The sequence below is a fragment of the Roseococcus microcysteis genome, from assembly GCF_014764365.1.
Lineage (GTDB): Bacteria > Pseudomonadota > Alphaproteobacteria > Acetobacterales > Acetobacteraceae > Roseococcus > Roseococcus microcysteis.
In genome coordinates this window covers 2022073-2045302 of the sequence record NZ_CP061718.1, presented here as the reverse complement: position 1 = coordinate 2045302, position 23230 = coordinate 2022073, and the positions used below count along the sequence as shown (strand labels likewise).

The following is a 23230-nucleotide window of genomic DNA, read 5'->3' as shown; positions in this document are numbered from 1 at the left end:
AGGGCGCAAGAAATCTGGCCCGGCGTTTGAGGGCGTTAAAACAAATACCCATGCAGGAACCAGCGGGTGTCGGGGGTGCCGGGTTCACCGCGGCGGCACACCCACCAGCGGGCGCCGGAGGCCAGCTGCACGCGGTAATAGTCGCGCGGCGGGGCCTGGCGACCAGGCTGCCACCATTCGGGCGTCAGCCGCTCGGGCCCCTCGGCGCTGACCACGCGCTCGGCTTGGCCGCCATGGCGCAGCAGGCTGGGTGGCGCATCCGGCAGCAGCGCCACGGCCTTGAGCGGCAGGGGCCGGCGCAGCAGGCGCAGGGGGCGCGGCGCGGGGGTGAAGGGGGCGGCGGGCGCGAAGGGCGAGGCGCGGCGCTGCGCGCGTTCCGGCCAATGGGAGGCGTGGGGGACGGCGCGCCACACCTCCAGCCGCTGGCTCAGCCGGTCGAGCAGCTGGGGCAGGGCCTCCTCCGGCCCGGCCTCGGGCGACAGGGCGGCTTGCTGGGCGTCCAGCCATTCGGTGACGGGGGCGGCCAGCATCATCCGCTCGAAGCCGAATTCGGGGCGTAGTTCCTCGATGCGGCGGGCGAGAAGGCGCTCAACATGGGCAGGGTCGCGGCTGGCCTGGCCGATTCCCTGGCCCAGCTCTTGCCAGGTCCCGTCGCCGCGGAAGGCGGTGAGGCGGAGCACCCTTGCCCCCTGGCCCTCGGCATTCAGCCCCTCGCACAGCTCGACCACAAGCCGGTGCAGCGCGTGAGCCAGGGCCGGGGCGGTGAGCAGAGGTTCGAGAAAGTCCCGCGCCGCGACATGGCGGGGCGGGGGGCGGATGGGGGTGTAGGGCGCGACGGCGCCGCGCAGGGCGGCGAGCTCCGTCATCAGCACCACCCCGAAGCGGCGGGCCAGGGGCGCGCGGGGCTGCGCCTCCAGCGCGGCCAGGTCGCGCAGGCCTAGGCGGTGCAGGGCCAGGATGGTCTCGGGCGGCAAGGCAAGGGCGCTGATGGGCAGGTGGGGCAGCGCTGCCGCCTCCTCCCTCGGCGCCAGCACGGCAGGCGGGTGGCCGGCCCGCAGCAGCGCACCCAGGGCCGCCGGGGCGGTGCCCAGCAGGCCGGTGGCGGGCAGGCCCGCGCGCTCGAAGGCGGCCAGCACCCGGGCGAGCAGGGCGGGCTCGGCCTCGGGCAGGCCGGTGGTCTCGATCAGCAGCGCGTCGGGGCCGAGACGCCCCACCAGGGGTGAGAAGCGCAACGCCCAGGCCGCCGCCTCGCCGAGGCGCGCGCCATGCAGCACCAGGAAGCGTCGCTGCCCCGTGGGGGTTTCGGGCGGGGCGGGGATAGGTGCGTGCGGCCGCAACTTCCGCGCTGGCAGGGGCAGGGGCAAGGCGGGGGTGCGGGCACAGCGGCGGCCGGCCATCAGGCACGCCTCCGTTCGGCGGCCGACGCGGCGGTGGGGAGGGTGGTGAGCTGGCCCGTGCCGGCGTCCCATTGCAGGAGCCAGGCGCCCGGCCGGCCGCCCCGCGCGCGCAGCAGCGCGACTTCCCATGTGGGCGGGCCCAGATGATGGGGCGTGGCGGCGGCGGCCCGAGGGGTGATGCGCCAGCGGGTCAGGGCGGCGGTGGGGCCGGGGGTGGAGGCTTCCTCCCGCAGCAGGAGGGCGATGCCGCCGCCCGCCTCCGCGGCCAGTTGGAGGCGGCGCGCGGCGGTCATGTCCAGGTTGCGGGCGCCCAGCAGCAGGACGGCGGCGATGGAAGGGGAGCGCAACGCCTCCTCCGCCGCCCAGAGCGCGTCGCGCTGTCGGGGCGCGCGCAGCAGGAAAAGCCGGGTTCCGTCTATGCCCAGCCCGGTAAGGCCGGGGAGGTAGGCATCGGGCTCGGCCGCGATCCAGAGGGCGGCGCGCCGGGCGAGGCGGGCCTGGGCCCGGGCCAGCAGCAGGGCGGCGAAGGCGGTGGCGTGGCCTGGGGCGTCGGAAAGGAGCTCATGCAGCGCGGCGAGGGGAAGGCCGCCCCAGGGGAGGTGTTGGTTGATCTCGGGCGCGAGGGAGAGGGTGTCACGGTCCTGCGCGGTGCGGTCCAGCCTGGCCAGCCGGTCGCGCAGCCTGGCCAGGGTGGCGCTGTGGTCCGGGAGGGGGTGAGAACGGGCGGACATGTGACTACATTCTTATGTAGAGGCGCATATCTCCCACGGTCAAGGAAATTAGGATTTATATCTGATAAATACCTGAATATATGCGGAATTGTCCGATAAATCAATTCCAAAGAATATTATATGATCTGAAGGTTTTGGTGTTGCTTCTGGGCATGCGGTGAGTCCCGATGCGCAACTTGTAAAACCTCATGTGGGTTCAAGTAGTTTTGCTTAAAAAGAGGTTGTTGACCTTGTCCACTAACAAGTAATGGGCATTCACGCGTTCCTTGGGGGTGAGGGTCTTGATTTGCTCTCAGGCATCCGGATGGAGGCGCAGGAAATAGCCGAACCCGTCATCGGCGGCGAAGCTATGGTAGTTGCGCATGTTGTGCCTGTGCCGTTGGCGCTTGGTCTTGGGTGCAGCGCAGGCGCTCACGGTGTGCGCATCCTTAGAAGAGCGCCTGCGTCAGCGGCGGGCTGGTCAACGGTCAGCCCGCGCCAGGGCTACGGTACCGCCTATCAGGCGCCGTCGCGAAACGTCGCCGTCTCGATCACTCAGGCCACCTCTGTTCTGATGCAGGTCTCCATCATTATCGGCCTGGCGCCCCAAAGGGACATGTCAGCGCCCCTTCGTAAAAAGGCTATTCAAGATGTAGCGTGTAACGCTACACGCTATTGATCGGCAGCGTTACGGTGCTACATCACAGCGATGACCGAAAGTCCGATACACCCTGGGCGTTATGTCCGCGATCTCGTCATTCCAGCCGGAATGAACGTAACTAAGGCTGCCCAGCATCTCGGAGTTAGTCGGCCGACACTCTCAAATTTTTTGAATGGGAAGGCCGAGCTCTCTAGCGAAATGGCGGCGCGGCTGGAGGCGGCGTTCGGGGTTTCGGCGCGCAAGCTGCTCGACGTGCAAAGCGACTGGCACGCTGCCACATCAAAACGAAGCGGCACGAGCTTAGCTATCAAGTCGTACGTGCCCCCGTTCCTCCAGATTCGGGCATCGCGCATCGAAGAGTGGGGTTCGACCGGCATTGCGCCGCGGCAGCGCCTGTCAGTTTTTCTGCGGACGCTGGTGAACTCCACGACGAGCGGCCTGACCAGGTCAGACTTTCCCGGCAACGACAACAGCGAACGCGAAGGTTGGGACGGCGAGGTCATTGCCGGACAGGGAACGCCATGGGTTCCTGAAGGCCATTCGGGCTGGGAGTTCGGCGTCACGCAGGATGTCAAGGGCAAGGCCGATGGGGATTTCGCGAAGAGCGTAAAAGCCATCCCGTTGAATGAGCGCCGGAAGATGACGTTTGTGTTTGTGACGCCGCGATCGTGGTCGGGGAAGTCGGCGTGGATGAAAGCCCGCCAAAAGGAGAAACTCTGGAGAGACGTTCGCGCATATGATGCCAGCGATCTCGAGCAGTGGCTGGAACAGTCGATCGCTGGCCAAGCTTGGTTTGCTAGCGAGACCGGCCAGGAGGCGCAGGGCGCGATCTCGTTGGATCATGCCGAACGAGATTGGGGTGCGGACTGCGAGCCACCAATGACCCCAGCGATATTCACGGATGCTGTCAACAGCGCGAAGGTAACGCTAAAGCGCATACTCGGCTCCGATCCGTATCAGCCTGCCGTCATCGTGGGCGATTCCAAAGATGAAGTGCTAGCGTTCCTTAGCGCTGCGTTCGCACCCGACGATCCCGAGTTAGGCGCCTATCGCGACCGCATTATCGTGTTCCGCGAGCCCGGGCCGCTCAGCAAGCTTGCGGCACGCGTCACCAACTTCATTCCAGTCATCCTGTCGCGGGAGGTCGAGAAGGAGTTCGCGCCGTTCCGGTCGTCGATGCCATCTTTCATCATTTACCCGCGTAACGCGACCAACGCCAAACCCGACATCGAGCTTGAGACGCTCAACTGGGAGAGCTTTAACAAGGCGCTGGAAGCGATGGGCCTAGACAAAGATCGCATCGATCAGCTGGCCCGAGAATCCGGTCGCTCGCCGACGGTGCTTCGGCGCCGCCTATCTCGCCTTGCCGCGATCCGCACCCCGGACTGGGCGTCCGATCAGGTGACGGCAGCGGGCCTCATCCCCTTCGTGCTAGCCGGTGCCTGGAAAGCCGACAACAAGACCGATCAGGCGATGCTGGAGATCCTTGCGGGCGACGTTGCCTTCGAGGAGCTCGAACGCCGCATCGCGGCGCTGCTTCCGCTCGACAGCGCCCCCGTCTGGGCGGCCGGGTGCTATCGCGGCGTGGTCTCGAAGATCGACGCTCTTTTCGCCATCCAGACCAGCTTCACCGCGGTCGATCTGCAGCGGTTCTTCGACGTTGCAGCGCTGGTTCTCGCCGAACTGGACCCGGCACTCGAGCTCCCGGAGAAGGATCAATGGACAGCCGCGATCTATGGCAAGACGCGCGAGATTTCGGGTGCGCTGCGAGACGGCTTTGCCGAGACGCTTGTGCTGATGGCCGTCTACGGCCCAGCGCTTTTCAAGGGGCGTCTTAACTTCGACTGCGCCGCGCATGCCGAACACCTGGTACGTGAATTGCTCACACCGCTCTCGGTCAGCACGCTTCAATCGCAGAACTACAACCTTCCGCTCTATGCGGAGGCGGCGCCAGACACGTTCCTGTCGATCATCGAGGCGGATCTGAGAGCCGAGAAGCCAGTGACCCTTGAACTAATGCGCCCCGCAACTGATTTTCCGTTCGTGAGTTCGCCGCGCACTGGGCTGCTGTGGGCACTGGAAAATCTCGCCTGGTCCGACGAGCTGTTCCTGAGGACGGTGCTAGTCCTCGGCCGGCTGGCGGAGCGTGCGATCGACGATAATCTTATGAACAAGCCCTCCAGCAGCCTGTCATCAATTTTCCGCTCTTGGATGCCGCAGACGAGCGCCAAACTCGAGCATCGGCAGGACGCGATGAAGATGCTAGCTGATAGGCACGCTAACGTCGCTTGGCCGATCTGCATCGAACAATTCTCGCAGCGTTCCCGTGTCGGCCACTATAGCCACAAACCCCGCTGGCGACCGGACGGGCATGGTAAGGGCAGTCCGATCACGCGCCGCGAGGACAACGCGTTCACGTTGTTTCTCTTCAGGCTCGTGCTTGACTGGCCCATCCATACCCTTGCCACGATCGGCGATCTGGTCAGCAACCTCGACGGCGTGGGCGAAGAGCTACACGACGAGGTCTGGGACGTAGTTGACCGCTGGATTACCTCGGCGAGCGAGGAGGATAAGGCCGACCTACGCGAGCGGATTCGAACCTCCGTATTGACGCGCCGCGCCCGAATGCGCGGCGCGAAAGGCGCAGCTGCCAAAAGAACGACCCGCGCTAAGGCGACCTTCGAGCGCTTGCAGCCCGCCGATCTAGTTCTGCGTCACGACTGGCTGTTCAGGCAGAGCTGGGTCGAAGAATCGGCCGACGACGTCATCGACGATGACTATGATCACCGCGCACGTGCCGAGCGTATCGCGGAGCTGAGAGCGCAAGCCGTAGAAGAGGTCTTTACGTGCGGCGGGGCGGAGGAAGTTTTGCGCCTCGCTGAGCGCGGGCAAGCTGCACATAATGTAGGTTGGTTCCTGGCCCAGGTCCTCGATGATCGTGCAACGCTGGCCGAGGCATTGGCAGAAATCGCGAACGGAAGCGATCTCAGAGCCCATCCGGAAAGGAATTGAATCGTCTGAATCGGATGTGATTCTCTGGTCCTACGGACGGTTCGCGGGAGCAGACGGATGGCGTGGACGGCGGAGCATCGACGTGCGGCGGATCGGCGCGGGCTGCGTTACCCCTCTGACCTGACGGATGCGGAATGGGCGCTGGTGGCGCCGCTGATCCGACCCGCGAAGCACGGAGGCAGGCCGCGCAGGGTGGATGTGCGCGAGGTGCTGAACGCGGTGTTCTATGTGCTCTCGACCGGCTGCCAGTGGAGCGCGCTGCCGAAGGACCTGCCGCCGAAGAGCACGGTGTGGGACTACTTCTCGCGCTGGGAGTGGGAAGGGACCATCGAGCGCCTGCACCACGTGCTCTTTGTCGCGGTGCGCGAGCAGGCAGGCCGTGAGGCCAGCCCTACGACGGCGATCATCGACAGCCAGACGGCAAAGGCGGCGCAAAAGGGGGCTCTACGCTTGATCCGTCCGGCTATGACGCGGGCAAGAAGATCGTCGGCCGCAAGCGTCACCTGCTGACCGATACGCTGGGCTTGCTGCTCGGTGTGGTTGTTCACCCAGCCAGCGTGCAAGACCGCGACGGCGCCGAGCCGCTGCTGCGCCAGGCGCGCAGGCTGTTCCCCTTTGTCGAGCGCATCATCGGCGATGCGGGCTATGGGGGGCCGAAGATGGCTGCTGTCGTTGCCCGCACCGGATTGTGGAAGATGGAGATCGTCCGCCGCTGCGACAGGCACAAATTCGTCGTGCTGCCGAAGCGCTGGATCGTGGAGCGCACCATCGGCTGGATCAGCCGCAACCGACGGCTGGCCCGCGATTTCGAGCGCCACTGCCGTATCGCTGCCGCCTTCGTGCGCATGGCCATGATCCGCATCATGCTTCGGCGTCTGGCCCCAAGACGCTCAGCGTGAAAGCAAACTTCCCGGATGGGCTGTCAAGGGCGCCCGAGGCCAACTTATCGAAGGTGCGCTCCTGAAAGCTGGCGATGAGGACGGCGCGATACTGCGCGACGTGGCTTCATGCGTGGTGCCTGAGAAGATTGCTCAGTTACTAATGTTGGCTCCCTTCGACAAGAAGACTTGGACGTTCGTCGACGAACTCGATGACAAGGTTCAGGCGGTTTATTGGAGCGAGGTGAACCCGCGCTGGAGCCGCGATCCGGCAGACCTACCCGAGGCCGTGAAGCGACTGATTGCCGCGCGGCGGCCGAGAGCGGCGTTCCAACTCTCCCAGCTCGACCTAAAAGGGCTGCCCGTGCCGCTGCTCTACGCGCTGCTGGTAGCCATCCTGACCAACTCGACTGAGGCAGCGAACACCTACATGCTCGAGCCCTACGCGCTTCGCGACGCGTTTAAGCTTCTGAACGACAGCGGCGAGATTACCACCGATCAGATGGCGGGCCTTGAGTTTCGCTTCATCGACATTTTCGGTCGAGGCGAAAGCATCCCGGTCAACCTTTCACGCGCCATGGCGGCGCAACCGGAGTCCTTCGTCCACGCAGTCGCGTTCTTCACGAAGCGCAAGGATGACCAGGAAGACCCGCCCGAGCTGAGACTCAATGATGAGGAGGCGCGCAGCAGTCGCGCAGAAGCAGCCTACAGGCTTCTGGACGTGGTTGAGTTCATCCCCGGCGTGCCCGACGGCGAGTTGGAAGCCGCTCGCATCATTGCCTGGGTCGCGCAGGCGCAGGCTTCACTGTCCGCGCTGGCAAGGCTGGACACTGGCGATCAGATGATCGGCAAGATACTGGCCAAAGCGCCGGCGGGCGAGGACAACGTCTGGCCTTGCCTCCCGGTGCGCGACGCGTTGGAGGTGGTCGCAAACCACCATATCGAACGAGGAATGCATGTCGCCCTGCGCAACGCGCGCGGCGCGCACTGGCGTGGTGAAGGGGGTGTGCAGGAACGTGAACTCGCGGCCAAGTATCGAGGATGGGCCGACGCAACAGCCTACACGCATCCGCGCGTGGCGGCGATCCTGCGGGGTGTGGAGAAGGCTTATCTGAGCGAAGCCGATTGGGAGGACAATGACGCGAGAATCGCGCGGCGCATGCGATATTAGGCTATATCGGCGGCGTTGATGCAGCCCCCTCACATTGCCCCATCAAAGGCGGTGGACACATGTTGTGAGCTTCGAGGCATTCCAGCATCCCCCTCCGACGTCCTGGGAGACGTTCGAAGACATTTGCCGTTCCCTATTCGCCGAGGTGTGGGGTGACCCCACAGCCCAGAAGAATGGGCGCCGTGGCGATGCGCAACACGGGGTCGACGTCTGGGGCAGACTGCCAAACGGCGATTGGATCGCCGTGCAGTGCAAGGGGAAGGACAACTACGCAGAGAAGGAGGTTATGCCTGCCGAGCTTCGGAAGGAGGTGGAAAAGGCACTGACCTTTAGCCCGAAGCTCACGCATTGGACCCTCGTGACCTCCGGGCCAAAGCGTGCCGACGTAGAGGCGCTCGCTCGCGACATCACCGAAGAGCATCGCGCGCTGGGGCTGTTCGAGGTCCGGGCTATGGGCTGGGACGACCTCTGCCAACTCATCGGGCGCCATGAGGTGATCATGGAACGACATTTTCCCGATGTTGCGCCGAGAACGCGGCAGATGGCCGAGCGGATAGAAGACATCCATCGAAGCCTAACTGGCAACGCGGTCATCCGTGCGCGAGACCTACTCGGGGGTGTAGCGTCGCCCACAGATGTGCCAGCGGCATTCGAGGGCAAGGACGCCGAGAGGGTGCGCCGCGTACTTGGCGTTAAGTCGGCAACCCTCCTCGCCTGGCCGGCTACCACTGCTGGTCAGTGGGTCGCTCGGCCCGAGTTGACGAGCATGCTCGATCACATCGCGAAGCTCGAAGGGCCGCCCCTAGTGCTCCTCGGTCAGCCGGGTTCGGGGAAGTCAGCGCTCCTCGCTAAGCTCGGTGGTGAACTCGCTACGCGGGGGACAACCCTCCTAGCGATCAAGGCAGACGCTCTTCCCCGTAGTGTTGTGTCCCTCGCCGACCTTGATGCCGAGATGGGAGTGCCGGAATCTCTGGACCGCTGCCTCGTCCGTCTTGCGACCGAGGGGCCCGTCGTCCTCTTGATCGACCAGCTCGATGCGCTTGCCGACCTCATGGACCAGCACGGTGGCCGCCTTAGCGCGCTGCTTTCGCTCGTCGCCCTCGTCCGCAACCATCGAAACCTTGCTATCATCTTATCATGCCGAGAATTCGAATTCCGGCACGACGCGCGTCTTACCTCTCTCGGCGCCACTTCGCTGCACCTCCCGCTACTTTCTTGGGATGCGGTCGAACCTCTCCTAAGAGGGGCGGGGCTCGACCCGACGAACTGGAGCCCGGAGTTTCGCGAGGTGCTCTGCGCGCCCCAGCACCTGGACCTCTTCCTTCGATACCTGGCCGACGCCGGAGCGGCTTATCCGAGCTATCACGACATGTTGGAGGAGGTATTCCGCCGGCGAATCCTCTCCGGTGCGTCAGGACAGAGAGACGGGGATGCACTCCACGCTGTAGCGCGTGCGATGGTCGAGGAGGAGGACCTCTGGGTTCCCTCCGCCCGCTTCGATGCGTACAGCGACGCCGTCGGACGGCTGGAAGCGGCGGGCTTCCTAGTGCGAAGCGGCCGCCGGCTTGGGTTCCGGCACCAGACACTCTTCGATTTCGTGCGCGCCCGAGCCTTCGTCGCCGACGGAGAAAGCGTCGTGGATTATGCCCTTGCACGACAAAGCACAATCTTCGCGCGGCCAACCGTCTGGAGCGCGCTGACCTATCTTCGCGCATCCGATCCCTCCGGCTACGAGCGACAACTCGTGCAGCTTTGGACCGCGCCGGACCTTAGGCTCCACTTACGGTGGCTGCTCCGAGATTTCGTCGGGAAGCAGGCTCATCCGACCGACGGCGAGGCCCGCCTCCTTCTGTCTGTGGTGACTGACCCCAAAGAAGGGGCAAGGGCCTTGCGTGCGACTATCGGAAGCACCGGCTGGTTCGATCGGCTGCTGCCGGGAATCACCGACCTTATGCGTGCGCCCGACCCTCTCGGATGGACCTGCGGCGCAGTCCTCCGCTCCGTTGTAAACGTCAGGCGCGACATAGTTCTGCCCCTGGTCGCGAAGCATTGGACGGTTTCAGAATTGCGCGGCCGCGCATCTCTCGTCCTCGATGGTCTAACAGTCTGGACCGATGCCGCCGTGGATATTGCAGAGGAAATCGTTCCGACCATCGAATCTTGGAGCTTTTTGAACCTCGCCAAATCCATTGATGGATCGTTGCCGCGCCGGCTCCCGGGCTTTCTTCTCCGACGACTCGACGTGGTGCTTGCGGAAGCCCGTGCTGAAGGCTCACCGGGCGCCGCCCTCAAGCGCGTCCTGGCCGATCCGGCTGGCATGCACGGGTTCGGAGCGCTACTCCTTAGCGCCCCGGCGGCAAATGTGAAAACACTTTGGCCTTGGTTCGCACAGGTAGCGGCCCTGACAGTTGCTGGTTACGAGCATCGTGGCGGCTACCAGTATGATGACGGCTCGCTCCTCGAGCGCTTCGGATCTTCATCCCACGACGGAGACCGCCCTGGGCCGGCGTTCGCGAACGCCATCGCGGCGTGGGCGGGCCAGGATCCTGATGCGTTCGTCAGCTTCGCTTCAGGTGTGATTTCGACCGACCTGGAGGTCCTCCACCACTTCCTCGCCGCGGGCTACCTTGCGGTGGCTGTAAGCCATCCGTCTGTAGTGCTTGACTATCTCCTTGGGGATGACCGGCGATTCCAACTCGGGACGTACGATAACCGACGGAAGGTGACAGTAAGTCTCATCGCAGCAGTCGCGCCGCAGCTGCCCCCCTTGGACCTCCAGCGGCTCGTAGACGCGATCAGGCGTTGGACGCAGGGACGGGCCCTAGCGGACTACGATCTGGCGCATCGCATGCAGGCGTCAAAGTGGGTCCGCCAGGATCAGCTCGACCTACTCATGGCCGTGCCGGAGGCGAGCCGCACTCAGTCCCTCACTCGACTGATTCAGGAGGAGCTTCGCGCTGTTGGAGAGCCGTCGAGGGGAGGTGGGATAGTCGTCCGGGATGTTGAGGATGTGGCGATGACCGCTGACTCGATGGCGAAGGCGAGGGACCGTGACATTCTTGGGTTTCTCGGGCTGCATCCCGACGGCAGCGCATGGGGTAGCGTTTTCGAACGCCGGCGCAACCGCAGCGTGGACGCCGCGAGGGTCTTCGGTGCTTTCGCGAAGGAGCACCCGGACCGCGCGAAACGGCTCATCCAAAAAATGGCTCCGGGCGATATGGAGCGCCCAGTGGAGCATGCGATCAGCGAGATGTCTCAACGAGACGACGTCTTGCCCGAGGAAATCGTCGGCCTCGTGATGGAGCTTCACAATCGAGGTTTCTCGTCCCCTCACTTTCGACACGGCGCCGCATGGGTCGTTGCTAAAATGGCGTCCCGACTAGGCGGGCTGGATGACCGGGTCTGCACCACTATCGCCGGCTGGCTCGCCGAGCACACACAGTCCGAGAGAAAGGCACAGGAGGAGGCCGAGAAGCCGAAAAAAGACGAAGATCGTTTGCATCCGCTCCTGTGGGGCATGGGTGGGATGAGGATACTGCCCGGGGGCAACTACCCGGTACTACATGCCCTCGAGGTCGGTTTCCTGCTACGGTCGCCTCCGGCTGCTGACCTTTGGCTCGCGATCCTCGAGGAGCATCTTGAGCGATGTGAGAATCCGAAGGTCTGGACGGCGGCGGCGGACAACCTCCGCTTCCTTCAGCATGCCGATCGCGAGCGGGCCGTAGCGTTCCTCGAACGTCTTTTTGAGAAGGAACCCGCGCTTTCAGGCAGTATCGAGGGACTGCGGCTACTCGCCTGGACCCACCGTTGGCTTCCTGCGCCGGTGGTTCACCGCTGGATCACAAAGCTTTTGTCGGGCGACTGGGACCGGGCTCAGCAGGCTGCGGGGGAGTTCGTGATGTTGCGCGCGTTCACCGTTCCTGAGGATCCGTTGCCCGCAGCGATGCTGGAGGAATGGATTGGATCGACGACCGTTGGCATAGAGACGTCTGACTTCGTTTTTGGGATCGCTTGCACGGTTGCAGGGGTCTGGCCCGAGGTGGCTTGCCGTAGCGCAGCGACCTCCTGGATCGAGCGCCTTGCGCCACTAGCAGATCATAAGCTTGCCACTGGCTTGCGCTCGATCTTCAGCTTGCACCAGGGCAAGCCATGTGACGTTGCCACCGAACGCGTATTGCGCGCCTGTCGAGCATCTAATGCCATCCTTACGTCTGATCAGCATTTCCTACCTGTCCTACTAAAGAGCTCCCTCCGCGATGGAATTGATCCGTTCCTTGTTGGCGAGGTGGCGCTTAGTATGGTTAAGGCTAATGGCGGAGAGGAGCCAAATCAGGGCAGCAGATGGGCGTCATCCTCCTCCGATCTTTTTGAGATCGCTACGGCTTTACAAAGGATTGAGGCGGCTCGCCATATCGGGACAGAGTTATTCGAGGCTCTACTTGCGCTCGAGGTCTACGGGATTGAAGAGCATATGGGCCGCTTTGATCGGAATCGGTTCGGGTGACCTCTCCTGGAAGCTCTGGCACCTTGTCTAGACATGCCGTGTGGCAGGCGGCACAACGTTGATGGACTTGCGGCGAGTACGACTTGTGCCCCAAGCCGACTGGAACAGGGGAAGGGATTGGAAATAGTGCCCCCTAACCCTCCGAGCCAGGGTTGCGCGGGGATCAAATGGGCACCTCGACGTATTGGCATCGTAGGCTGCACGTCCCCGCATCCACTGATACAGAACCAAAAAGCCCGCTGGCACACGTCAGCGGGCTTTTTGCATTTCCGCCAAGGCCTTCCACGCCAGCCGTGGCCAGCATGGCGCTCAGCTCGCCCACAAGCTCGATCCGGTCCGCATGGACCTCCACACGCGACACCAACGCACGAAGCGCCTCCCGAACCTCCGTGGTGCCCTCCTGCTCAAGCCCCTCCCGAAGGCTTGCCACGCGCGCGCGATAGACCTCGGCCAGGATCGGATGCAGCGAAGGCGTCCGCATCGCTCTCCTCCACCAGGGCACGATACTCCTCGAGCCGCGCCTGCACCTTCTCCCACAATGGCTGCTCGATGATCCGCAGCTCCGGCACGGAGGTGACGACCACCTCCTCGGCCGCATTGGCGCCCGCCACACGCCCGCCACCCGTCGGCTCCTTGAGTCAGCGGCGCTGGTTCCATACCAGCGCTCCGACATACAGCCGGTTCCGCAGCAGCCCGGTGTCACGCTTGGCCTGACCGCGAATCGTGCCCGCCTGCCAGATGCCGCCGCGTGGCCCCGGAATGCTCTCGGCAATGAGCGCCTTTGCGATGGCCTTTGGGCTGTCGCCCGCCGCGAATGCCTCGAAGATGCGCCGCACCACCGCCGCCTGGACCGGATCGATCTCCCGCAGCCCCCGCTCGGGCTCGCCGCGCCGGTCCAGGGCACCCAGTACTACACGGTAGCCATAGCAAAGCCCGCCGCCAGACTTGCCCTCGCGCACCCCACCCTCCAACCCGCGACGCGTCTTGTCGGCCAGGTCCTTGAGGTACAGCGCCCCCATCGTGCCCTTGAGCCCGACATGCAGCTCCGAGACCTCGCCCTCCGAGAGCGTGATGATCCGACACCCGCGAATTATCAAATCGACTGGCGACCATTCTGAGGCAGGGCAGTCATGTCCCTGTGCCGCAAAGGAATTCATCGGCGCCCCTCCTCCCACAGCTCGCGGACGTCCGCGGCGCGGTAGTACCGTACCGGCGGCCGCGGATGCGGATCGGAACCAGGACGTCATCCGCCCGCGCGGATCACGCGATGGGCGGGTAAGCGGATCGCGTGCCCGAGTTCGCTCACGGCGACAGGCGGGACAGGTCCTGGTCGGTCAGGACGCCGCCGCCCAGGGCGATGTGCAGCGCCACGGTGTCGCTGAAGCGTGCCGCCGTCGCCTGGACGAGCGCGATGCGGGCGCGCATCGGCCTGCTGCGCGGCCAGGACCTCCAGCAGCGAGATGGCGCCAAGGCGCTGCTGCCGCCGCGCGATCTCCCGCGACTGCGCCGCGGCGCGCGCAGCCTCGCGGCGGGCGCGCAGCTCCTCGGCATCCGACGCGATCGCGCGCAGGGCGTCCGCGACATCGCGGAACGCCCCCAGCACCGCCACCCGGTATCGGGCGGCGGCGGCATCGCGCGCGGCGACGGCGGCATCCCGCTGGGCCGCCAGCCGTCCCCCTGCAACAGCGGATGTGCCGGGCCTGCCGCCATCGACCAGATCAGCCCCTGCGGCGTGAAGGCATCCCCGCCTGGCCCCTGCGCGGTGCCGTAGCCCGCGGTCAGGGCCAGCCGCGGCAGCATGTTCGCCGTGGCCACGCCAATGCCGGCATTGGCCGCCCGCAACGCGGCCTCCGCCGCCAGGATGTCCGGCCGTTGCCGCACCAGCGCGGAGGGCAGGCTGACGGGCAGCGTCTCCGGCAGGCGCAGCGCGTCCAGTGTCGGTAGCGGGGGCGGAGGGCGATCCGGGGTGCGGCCCAGCAGGACCGTGATCAGCGTCCGTCGCGCCTCCACCGCCTTCTGCAGGGCTGGAAGCTCGGCGCGCCGCTGCATCACCTCGGCCTCCTGGAGCAGCACATCGCCGCGCGGCACGGCCCCCAGGGCGAGGCGGCTGCGCAGCAGGCGGAGGCTGTCCTCGGCCACCGCGATGATCTCCTGGGTCGCCGCAAGCTGCGCCTGCAGCGCCGCCTCCTCGATGACGGCGTTGATGAGGTTGCCGCTGACGCTGAGCGCCGCCGCGGCCAGTTCGAAGCCTTGGCGGTCGGCCTCCGCCACCAGGCCTTCCACCTCGCGGCGGGTGCCGCCGAACAGGTCGGGCGCGTAGCTCACCTCCAGCCGCTCGGTGCGCAAGCTGTAGGGGGAGGATGCGGCTTGCGCCGGCTCCGCCCTCTGCCGCGTGGCCTGCGCGCCGAGCCCGAGCGAGGGGAAGAAGCCGCCGCGCCCGCCTTGCCCTGTTCGCGACCGAGGGAGCGTTCATGCTGGACGCCCTGGGCTTCTTCCGGCTGAATGAGGACGAGTGGCGCCGCCTGGCCGCGGATCTTCGTGCGCTGATTGATGGGAAGCTCTGAGAGCCGGCCCAGGAAGCCTGAACCGATGGAAGGCAGGGGGAGGTGCGTGAGGGAGGCGCTGCCTCCACACGCGACACCAACGCACGAAGCGCCTTCCGCAGCCCGGCCAGGCATGCGGGCTTGGCCCCCTCCCATGTGGCGGTGACCACCTCCGGCGGCAGCAGCGTTGGTTTTTCGCCTTGCGGCGCCGGGGCTTGCGGCGGGGTCGCTCAGAAGTCGTTGAGCAGGGCGTCGATTGCGGCTTGGTCGATATCCCCGCCTGCCGGGGACTCCACGGTGCGCATGGCGGTCTTCACCTCGACCTGTTCGCGCGACACTTCGGGGCGGCTGCCCGGCGGGATCATCGTCTCCAGCATGTTCTCGACCTGCTGGAGGTGCTGTATCGCGCGCCGGATGCGCTGGCCGGTCACATCCTGGAAGGTGCAGGCCTCGAAGATCGAACTCACGCGCGCGGCGATGGCGGCCACCGCATCCTTGTCCTGCGCGCCGCTGGCAACCCAGGCCTGGATTGCCTCCGCCGCCTCCATGATGGTGTTGGCGGCGGCTTCGGTGGCCTGCACCACCGCTTCCAGCTCCAGCCCGCTATTGCGCGTGGCGGCCGCCGGCACGGCGACAAGCTGTCCGATCTGGTCGTGGATGCGCGCCAGCGCGGATTTCATTTGCTCCTCGCCCATGTCGGCGATTTCGACGCTGGCGTGCAGCTCCGCGCTCAACTCCGCAATGCGCCGGTCCACAAAGCGCTGCAGGTCCGCCAAAGCCGGGTGCAGTTCCGCCCGCACGGCGTCGCGCAGTTGCTCGTTTGAATCGATTCTCACTGACATCGCCCATCATCTCCGTGGCGGCCCGAGGCCGGGTCATTTGTGCCGCGCAACAAGTGGCCTCGCGGGGAAGCGGAAGTGTCGCCGAGACGGGTGAATAATCAGTCTACGGAAAGGCCGTATTGAAAGGTCGGCCGCCCCGGCATCACCCCGGCATCGCCGCAAGCAGGCCCTGCTCCGCCCCGGTCAGCCTCGGCGTGCTGGCGCGGCCAGCTCTCGCAAGGAAGGGCGCTTTGACCATCGAGCCCATTTCGGATGTCCACAGTGACTGGCCGCATCTTATATATTTTTCCTTGATGGGTCGGGGTCCAAGGCATATGATCCCATCATGCGGACCGCCCTTTCCCTCCCGCCCCCTCGGGTCGACTACGCCTCCCGCGGCTATTGGGCCGGCACGATCAAGATGGGCCTCAGCAAATTCTTCATCCTGCGTGTCCTGCATGACGGACCGATGCACGGCTACGACATCGCGCGCCTCGTCGAGCGCACCACCAAGGGCTGCTGCTCTCCCACGGAGGGCACCATCTACCCGGTACTCCGCGACTTCGAAGCCGGAGGCTTCGTGACCGCCACGGAGGAAGTCGTGAGCGGCCGGCAGCGTCGCGTCTACGCCCTGACGGATGCCGGTCGCACCGCTTTCCGCGTCGCGTTGGACGCCTGGATGGAGGCCACCGAGGCCTTGCAGGACACGGGCCGTGCATTCGCGGCGGCGGATCAGGCGCGCGCTCGGAGGGACAATGCCAACGCATAGCCACGAGACACCCCTTTTGTAGAAATACATTGATGGTCAATGCATAAAGGATCACGTTATGCAGTCTCACACCTTGCCCATCGCGATCATCGGCGCCGGTCCCATCGGCCTCGCCGCGGCCGCCCAGCTTCTCGCGCGCGGCCTGGAGCCGCTTGTCCTGGAGGCAGGCCCGGAGGTCGGGCACGCCGTCCGCGCCTGGGGCCATGTCCGCATGTTCTCGCCCTGGGGGTTCAACACCGATACCGCTGCCCGCGCGCTCCTGGAGGCCGAGGGCTGGTCGCCTCCCGACCCGACGCAGTTTCCGACCGGCCAGGAACTTCTGGCCCGCTACCTTCTCCCTCTCGCCGCCACGGCGGCGCTGCGCGGCCGCATCCGCACCGGTGCGAAGGTCGTGGGCGTCGCGCGGCGTGACTTCGGCCGCCTGCGCGACGGAGCCGCGCGCGATGCCACGCCCTTCATCCTGCACGTCCAGACGGAACAAGGGATCGAGGCCATCGAGGCCAACGCCGTGATCGACTGCTCCGGCACCTGGCACACGCCCAACCCCGCCGGCAGCCACGGTCTGCCCACCCCGGCGAGACCCAGCACGCGGCGCGCATCGCCTATGGCATTCCCGACATCCTCGGCGAGGCGCGTGCCACCTATGCCGGGCGGGAGACCCTGGTCGTCGGCGCTGGGCATTCGGCGATGAATGCCGTGCTGGACCTCGTGGAACTTGCCAGGATCGCGCCCGGCACGCGCATCCTCTGGGCCTTCCGTCGCCCGCTGGGCGCGATCAACTTCGGTGGCGGCGCGCGTGACGGGCTGGCGCAGCGCGGCGCACTCGGCGCAAGGGCGCAGGCGCTGGTGGAGGAGGGCGCCGTCACCGCCCTCGCACCCTTCCTCATCGACCGGATTGACGAGGCCGATGGCGCGCTTGCCATCAGCGGCCGGCAGGAGGCGCGCGCGGTGACCCTCCGCGCCGACCGCATGATCGTCGCCACCGGCTTCCGCCCCGACCTCGGCTTCCTGCGCGAGATCCGCTTGGCGCTGGACCCGGCGGTGGAAGCCACGCCCGCGCTGGCGCCGCTGATAGACCCCAACCTGCACTCCTGCGGCACGGTGCGCCCCCATGGCGAGGCCGAGTTGCGCCACCCGGAGGCAGGCTTCTACATCGCGGGCATGAAGAGCTATGGCCGCGCGCCCACCTTCCTGCTGGCGACGGGCCATGAGCAGGTCCGCTCCATTGCCGCCCATCTGGCCGGTGACACCGTCGCTGCCCGGCGCGTGGAACTGGTGTTGCCCGAGACTGGCGTCTGCGCCACGGACCGCGCGCCCGCCCGTGGCGAATGCGGCGCGACGACCGCCCCCGCGCCGCGCGGCTGCGGCGGCTGAGACTGCGCCTTGCGCGGCCCCTTGCGCGCTGATCGGCACCTTGACCCTCTTCGAACAGGCGGTCGCGGTCGCCATCGGCCTGTTCGGGCCACGCCCCGGAGGGCGCCATAGCCGGCGCTTTCGTTGCGAATTGACGCCGTGTGGCCGCCCCGGCAATGCTCCCTCGTCATCCGCGGGGCGGATGGCGGGAGGACGGCAACCACAGATGCCCATCGTGCGGCCCCAAGCTCCGCCGAAGCCAACGCGCCGCACGCTGCTTGCGATGGGCGCCGCGGGCCCGTCCGCGCCAGTGGCCCGAGCGATGCCGATCGTGACGCTGGGGCTCACGCCGGTCTTCCTCGACTCCGACATCGTGCTGGTGCGGCAGATCGAGGGGCATCTCACGGCGCGTCTCGGCCGGCCGGTGCAGGTGGTCAAGCGCCGCACCTACCGCGAAGTCACCTCGCTGCTGGTAGCGGGCCAGCTCGATGCCGCCTGGATCTGTGGCTACCCCTTCATCCAGCACCGCGAGGCGCTCGATATCCTCGCGGTACCGCTCTATCGCGGCGCGCCGCTCTACCGCTCCTATGTCATCACGAGGGCCGACCGCGCGGCCGCCACGCTGGCCGAGTTGCGTGGCGACATCCACGCCTTCTCCGACCCGGACAGCAATTCTGGCTTCCTCGTCACCAGCGCCATGCTGGCGGATGCGGGCACGACGCCCGGCGCCTTCTTCGCGCGCAGCCTCTTCACCCATGGCCATCGCAACGTCATCCGCGCCGTGGCCGCGGGGCTCGCGCAGTCCGGCTCGGTGGATGGCTATGTTTGGGACGTGATGGCGGAGCTGGAGCCGGCGCTGGTCGGCGCCACGCGCATCGTCCAGGCCTCCGCCCCCATGGGCTTCCCGCCCTTCGCCACCGCGCGCGGGGCGGACCCGGCGCTGCGGGAGGCGCTGCGCCAGGCCCTCCTCACCATGGCCGCCACGGCAGACGGGCGCGCCATCCTGGCGACGCTGCGACTTGACGGCTTCGTGCCTGGCTCGCCCGCTTTGTTTGACGACATCGCCGCACTCAGCCGCCGCGCGCGGGCCGCCGGTTGATGCGCCCGCTCGCCCCACGCCGCTGGCCACTCGCGTTGCGCGTGCCGCTCCTGATCACGCTGCTGATGGTGGGGGTGGCGGGCGCCATCTCGAAGCTGGTGCTGGTGCGGCTCGAAGCGGTGCAGGCCACCCATTTCGAGGAGCTGAGCGACGCCTATCTCGACGGTCTCTCCACGGCGCTGCTGCCGGCGATGATCCGCCGCGACGCCTGGGAGGCCTTCGACGCACTCGACCGCTCGCGCCTGCGCTACCAGGCGGTGGGGGCGCTGCGTGTGCTGGTGGTGCTGCCGGATGGCAGCGTGCTGGCGGCCTCCGACCCGCTGCGCCACCCGCTCGGCGCCGCCGCCCCGCCCGAGGCGGCACCGGCGCCCCTTCACCTCGAACCCAATGCCGCCACCACCTGGATCCATCGCGCGGTGAGCGAGGGCGGCGTGCCCGTGGGCCGCATCGCGGCCGAGGTGGATGTCACGGCGCTTGCCATCGAGCGCCGCGCCACGCTGCTGGCGCTGGTGGGCGTCAACGCCGCGCTGACGCTGCTCTTCGCCCTGCTGGGCTGGCTGCTCGTGCGGCGCATGCTGCACCCTGTGCTGCGCCTATCGGAACGCCTCGGCCAGGCGGCGGAAGGGCGCCTTCAGCCCATCGCCGAGGCCGACATGCCGCCCGCCGACACGGAGGAGGGCCGCGCCTATCGCCGCTACAACGCCGCCGCCGCTGCCATCGCGGAGCGCGAGGCCCTGCTCACCCGCCTCGCCGAGGAGGAGCGCCGCGCACTGGTGGGCCGCTACGCCTCGGCCATGGCGCATGAGGTGAACAACCCCCTGGGCGGCCTGTTCAACGCCGTGCGGATGATCCAGCGCCATGGCGACGACCCGGAACGGCGCCAGCGCGCGGCCTCCCTGCTGGAGCGTGGCCTCACCGGCATTCACAACGTGGTCCGCGCCTCGCTCATCCTCTGGCGCGGCGAGGCCGATGCGCGGCCCGTCTCCGCCGCGGACATCGACGATCTGCGCATGCTGATCGAAAGCGAGGCGAGGCGGCGTGAGCTGCTGCTCGACTGGCGGCATGAGATGGAGGGCGGCTTTCCTGCCCCGGCGCAGATGGTGCGCCAGGTGGCGCTGAACCTGCTGCTGAACGCCTGCGCCGCCTCACCCCCGGGTGGCCGCGTCACCCTGCGCGCCACGGTGGCGGCCGGCGCGCTGACGCTGGAGGTCTCGGACGAAGGCCCCGGCCTGCCCGCCGAGGCGCGGGGCCTGCTGCTGGACGGGCAGGGGGCCCAGGTGCCCCGGGCGGGCGGCCTTGGCCTCTGGACGGTGGCGCGGCTGGTGCGCGAACTGGGCGCCCGCGTGCAGCTCACGGGCCCACCCGGCTCCCGCATCATCATCCGGATTCCCGATGCCGAACGTGGCACCCCACGCCTCGCCGCCTGAGGTGACGCCCCTGGTGGCGCTGATCGAGGACGACCCCGTCATGGGCCAGTCCGTCGCCGATTGGCTGGCGGTGGAGGGCTATCGCACCAGCTGGTTCCGCAACGGCGCCGAGGCCATCCGCGCCCTCGCGCGCCAGGCGCCGGACGCCATCATCTGCGACATCCGCCTGCCCGACATGAATGGCGAGGAGGTGCACCGCGCCCTCGTCCAGGCGGGCGGGGACGCGCCCATGCTCTTCGTCACCGGCCATGGCGACATCGCTCAGGCGGTGCGGCTGATGCAGGCGGGCGCCGCGGACTACCTGACCAAGCCCTTCGACATCGAGGCGCTGCTGCGCCGGCTGGAGGCGCTGATCGCGCCCCGCTGGCAGCGCAGCGAAGGCTTCGCGCTGGGCGAGGCGCCCGCCATCCAGTCCGTCGAGCGCGTGCTGCGCCGGGTGGCCGGCATCGACTCCACCGTGCTGCTGACCGGCCCCAGCGGTTCGGGCAAGGAGGTGGCCGCGCGGCTGCTGCACGCCGAAGGCCCGCGCGCCCGGCTGCCCTTCGTCGCGACCAATTGCGCCGCGCTGCCGGCCGAATTGCTGGAGAGCGAAATCTTCGGCCATGAGCGCGGCGCCTTCACCCATGCCACGTCCCGCCATGCGGGCCTGGCGGAACAGGCCGGGGCCGGGACGCTCTTCCTCGACGAGGTGGCCGAGCTTTCGCCGCCGCTCCAGGCCAAGCTGCTGCGCCTGCTGCAGGAGCGCGTCTTCCGCCGCCTGGGCGGCGAGCGCGACCTGCCCTTCCGCGCCCGCATCGTGGCCGCGACCAATGCCGATCTGGACGCTCAGGTGGCCGAGGGCCGCTTCCGCGAGGACCTCTTCTTCCGCCTGGCCGTGATCCGCGTGGCGATGCCGCCCTTGCGCGATCGCCCGGAGGATGTGCTGCCCTTGGCGCGCCGTTTCCTGGGCGAGTTCGCCGCCAGCTTCGCCCGCCCCCTGCGCGGCTTCACCACCCTGGCCGAGGAGGCGCTGCTGGCGCACGACCACCCGGGCAATGTGCGCGAACTGCGCAACCGCGTGGAGCGCGCCGCCGCCCTGGCCGAGGGCGAGCTGGTCACGGCGGCGGACCTTTTTCCCGAAAGAGCGCCCACACGGGCCGAGGCCGCCCTGCCCACTCTGGCCGACGCGCGCGACGCGGCCGAGCGCCGGGTCATCACGGCGGCGCTGGCTGCGGCCGGCGGCGACGTGGCCCGCGCGGCGGAGGCGCTGCGTGTCTCCCGCTCCACCCTCTTCGAGAAGCTGCGCCGTCTGGGGCTGCGCGGCGAGGGCTGAGCAATCCGGCTGGCCGGACCGGCCGAAGGGACGAGTCCGGAAAGCTGGACTGGCATCCCGGAAGTCTTCGGACATTTCAATGAATTGGCCGGTTCCCGCGCTCCCCGCACCCTGGCACCCGCCTTGCAATCTTCCCCCCGCGAAGCCGGAGACCCGGCCGCCAGAGGGAGGAAATGTTCATGTCCGACGGAATCCGGGAACAGCGGCAGCGCGCGGAGGCGGAGAAGCTCGCCACCGAGGTGCTGCGCCATGGCACCAACACGCAGCGCCGTTCGCTCTTCGTCTCCGCCGCCGCCTTCGGTGCCGCCGCGATGACCCTGCCGGGCGCGTCTCCTGCCTCGGCCCAGACGGCGCCCGCGGCGCCGCGTCGCCGGCCGATCATCAAGGATGACAGCCGCGTCCTGAACATCGGCGCCACGGTGCGGTCGGGGAACTACTGGGACTTCAAGACCTTCATGACGCCGATCGAGGAGTTCTACGTCCGCAACCACTACCCGACGCCAACGGCCGAAACGCGGCCCGTGCTGGCGCAGGAGAACTGGAAGCTCCGCATCCACGGCACCTCGGTCGAGCGGCCGGTGGAGCTGTCCTACAATGACCTGCTCGGCATGCGCAGCCGCACCATCATCGCCACCATGGAATGCCACGGCAACGGCCGCACCCTGTTCTGGGAGCAGGACGGGCTGACCGGCCAGCAGGTGGCGGGCGGCAACTGGGTGCTGGGCGCCGTGGGCCAGGCCGAATGGCAATACGTGCCGATGAGCGAGATCTTCGCCCGCGTCGGCATCAAGCCCGGCGCCCGCACCGTGCTGTTCTGGTCGGGCGTGGATGGCAACGACATGGGCCGACCCATGCCCTACAGCGACGTGGTGGCACAGCAGCACGACATGGGCGTGTGCTTCGCCATGAACGGCAACCCGCTGATCCCCGACCATGGCGCGCCCGTGCGCATGGTGGTGCCGGGTTGGGGCGGCACGGCCTCCATCAAGTGGCTGACAGAGATCCGCGTCACCGACCGGCGCGTCTGGTGCCGCCTGAACACCCGCGGCGAGGTCTATATCGGCCCGACCTATGCGCGGCCGGAGTTCAGCCAGGAGGATGAGTTCATCGGCGTGGGCGCCGATGACATCCAGGGGCCGATGGTGACCTGGATGCCGCCGAAATCCTTCATCACCGTGCCGCTGGTGCTGGAGAAGTCACCTTCCGTGCCGGCCAACTACCCGCTGCAGCGCGGCCAGGTGCCGCGGCTTTCGGCGGGGCGGCAGGAATTGTCGGGCTATGCCTGGGCACCGCAGAACGGCGTGCGCCAGGTGGATGTGCGGATTGATGGCGGCCAGTGGCAGCGCGCGGAAATCCGCCAGCCGAACCTGGGCAAGTACACCTGGGTGCGCTTCTCGCTGCCCTGGGATGCGACGGCGGGCCAGCACGTCATCGAGACGCGCACCACGGACAATGCCGGCACCGTGCAGCCCGAGACCGTGCCGCTGAACACGCTCGGCATGGCGAACTGGGCCATTCCGAAGTTCCGCGTCGAAGTCGGCTGACCTTTTGGCCGGCGGCGGTCCTTCCGCCG

The 23230-nt window shown here is 67.3% G+C and carries 19 protein-coding genes and 1 pseudogene; 12 read left to right on the top strand and 8 right to left on the bottom strand.

Annotated features, from left to right (window positions below; genetic code table 11):
- Positions 1-35: 35 nt before the first annotated feature.
- The 3 genes from ICW72_RS09875 to ICW72_RS21045 form a co-directional block, all read right to left on the bottom strand.
- Positions 36-1397, bottom strand: a complete 1362-nt coding sequence (locus ICW72_RS09875; protein ID WP_191086019.1) for a Y-family DNA polymerase — start codon at positions 1395-1397, stop codon at positions 36-38.
- Positions 1397-2128, bottom strand: a complete 732-nt coding sequence (locus ICW72_RS09870) for an ImuA family protein (protein ID WP_191086018.1) — start codon at positions 2126-2128, stop codon at positions 1397-1399. The genes ICW72_RS09875 and ICW72_RS09870 overlap by 1 nt, the downstream gene beginning before the upstream one ends.
- A gap of 292 nt (positions 2129-2420) precedes the next feature.
- Entirely contained in the window at positions 2421-2543 is a 123-nt protein-coding gene (locus ICW72_RS21045; RefSeq protein WP_269749848.1) for a hypothetical protein, read from the bottom strand.
- Positions 2544-2816: 273 nt separating this feature from the next.
- Between ICW72_RS21045 and ICW72_RS09865 the strand changes: the two genes are divergently transcribed.
- The 4 genes from ICW72_RS09865 to ICW72_RS09850 all read left to right on the top strand — a co-directional run bounded on the left by ICW72_RS09865 (position 2817) and on the right by ICW72_RS09850 (position 12333).
- Positions 2817-5780 (top strand): HigA family addiction module antitoxin, encoded by a 2964-nt coding sequence (locus ICW72_RS09865; RefSeq protein WP_191086017.1) that lies wholly within the window; start codon positions 2817-2819, stop codon positions 5778-5780.
- A gap of 57 nt (positions 5781-5837) precedes the next feature.
- Positions 5838-6679 (top strand): IS5 family transposase gene (locus ICW72_RS09860; protein ID WP_408639218.1). Its coding sequence is split into 2 segments (ribosomal slippage): positions 5838-6219 and positions 6219-6679, totalling 843 coding nucleotides; the frame shifts between segments, so codons are not numbered across the junction.
- A 112-nt stretch (positions 6680-6791) separates the two neighbouring features.
- The gene (locus ICW72_RS09855; protein WP_191086016.1) at positions 6792-7829 is read left to right on the top strand and encodes a hypothetical protein; all 1038 of its coding nucleotides are present in this window, start codon (positions 6792-6794) and stop codon (positions 7827-7829) included.
- Between the two features lie 64 nt (positions 7830-7893).
- Positions 7894-12333, top strand: coding sequence for an AAA family ATPase (locus tag ICW72_RS09850; protein ID WP_191086015.1), 4440 nt, complete (start codon positions 7894-7896; stop codon positions 12331-12333).
- A 163-nt stretch (positions 12334-12496) separates the two neighbouring features.
- Here ICW72_RS09850 and ICW72_RS09845 read toward each other — a convergent pair whose 3' ends face one another.
- The 4 genes and pseudogenes from ICW72_RS09845 to ICW72_RS21035 form a co-directional block, all read right to left on the bottom strand.
- Positions 12497-12814 carry a hypothetical protein gene (locus ICW72_RS09845; RefSeq protein WP_191086361.1) on the bottom strand — a complete coding sequence of 106 codons (318 nt, stop codon included), beginning with the start codon at positions 12812-12814 and terminating at the stop codon, positions 12497-12499.
- Between the two features lie 157 nt (positions 12815-12971).
- Positions 12972-13490, bottom strand: a complete 519-nt coding sequence (locus ICW72_RS20660) for a recombinase family protein (protein ID WP_223880951.1) — start codon at positions 13488-13490, stop codon at positions 12972-12974.
- Positions 13491-13576: 86 nt separating this feature from the next.
- Entirely contained in the window at positions 13577-14002 is a 426-nt protein-coding gene (locus ICW72_RS21330; RefSeq protein WP_408639230.1) for a TolC family protein, read from the bottom strand.
- Between the two features lie 74 nt (positions 14003-14076).
- Positions 14077-14757: pseudogene (locus ICW72_RS21035) on the bottom strand (TolC family protein); the annotation flags it as partial.
- Between ICW72_RS21035 and ICW72_RS21220 the strand changes: the two are divergent.
- Entirely contained in the window at positions 14694-14897 is a 204-nt protein-coding gene (locus ICW72_RS21220) for a hypothetical protein (protein WP_191086014.1), read from the top strand. The pseudogene ICW72_RS21035 and the gene ICW72_RS21220 overlap by 64 nt on opposite strands.
- A gap of 209 nt (positions 14898-15106) precedes the next feature.
- On the opposite strand, the gene ICW72_RS09820 is transcribed toward ICW72_RS21220, so the two are convergent.
- Positions 15107-15718 (bottom strand): Rossmann-fold NAD(P)-binding domain-containing protein, encoded by a 612-nt coding sequence (locus tag ICW72_RS09820; protein WP_191086013.1) that lies wholly within the window; start codon positions 15716-15718, stop codon positions 15107-15109.
- A gap of 325 nt (positions 15719-16043) precedes the next feature.
- On the opposite strand from ICW72_RS09820, the gene ICW72_RS09815 reads away from it, so the two are divergent.
- The 7 genes from ICW72_RS09815 to ICW72_RS09785 all read left to right on the top strand — a co-directional run bounded on the left by ICW72_RS09815 (position 16044) and on the right by ICW72_RS09785 (position 23201).
- The gene (locus ICW72_RS09815) at positions 16044-16466 is read left to right on the top strand and encodes a PadR family transcriptional regulator (RefSeq protein ID WP_223880950.1); all 423 of its coding nucleotides are present in this window, start codon (positions 16044-16046) and stop codon (positions 16464-16466) included.
- 73 nt (positions 16467-16539) lie between these two features.
- Entirely contained in the window at positions 16540-17157 is a 618-nt protein-coding gene (locus ICW72_RS09810) for an FAD-dependent oxidoreductase (protein ID WP_191086012.1), read from the top strand.
- Positions 17154-17840, top strand: coding sequence for a Rossmann-fold NAD(P)-binding domain-containing protein (locus tag ICW72_RS09805; protein ID WP_191086011.1), 687 nt, complete (start codon positions 17154-17156; stop codon positions 17838-17840). Before ICW72_RS09810 ends, ICW72_RS09805 begins: the two co-directional genes overlap by 4 nt.
- A 301-nt stretch (positions 17841-18141) precedes the next feature.
- Positions 18142-18918 carry a substrate-binding domain-containing protein gene (locus ICW72_RS09800; protein WP_223880949.1) on the top strand — a complete coding sequence of 259 codons (777 nt, stop codon included), beginning with the start codon at positions 18142-18144 and terminating at the stop codon, positions 18916-18918.
- A 41-nt stretch (positions 18919-18959) separates the two neighbouring features.
- Complete coding sequence (locus ICW72_RS09795; protein ID WP_191086009.1) at positions 18960-20345, top strand: sensor histidine kinase; 1386 nt, start codon at positions 18960-18962, stop codon at positions 20343-20345.
- Complete coding sequence (locus tag ICW72_RS09790) at positions 20320-21657, top strand: sigma-54-dependent transcriptional regulator (RefSeq protein WP_223880948.1); 1338 nt, start codon at positions 20320-20322, stop codon at positions 21655-21657. Before ICW72_RS09795 ends, ICW72_RS09790 begins: the two co-directional genes overlap by 26 nt.
- A 179-nt stretch (positions 21658-21836) precedes the next feature.
- On the top strand, positions 21837-23201 hold the full coding sequence (locus ICW72_RS09785; RefSeq protein WP_223880947.1) for a molybdopterin-dependent oxidoreductase: 1365 nt from the start codon (positions 21837-21839) through the stop codon (positions 23199-23201).
- The last annotated feature ends 29 nt before the right edge of the window (positions 23202-23230 follow it).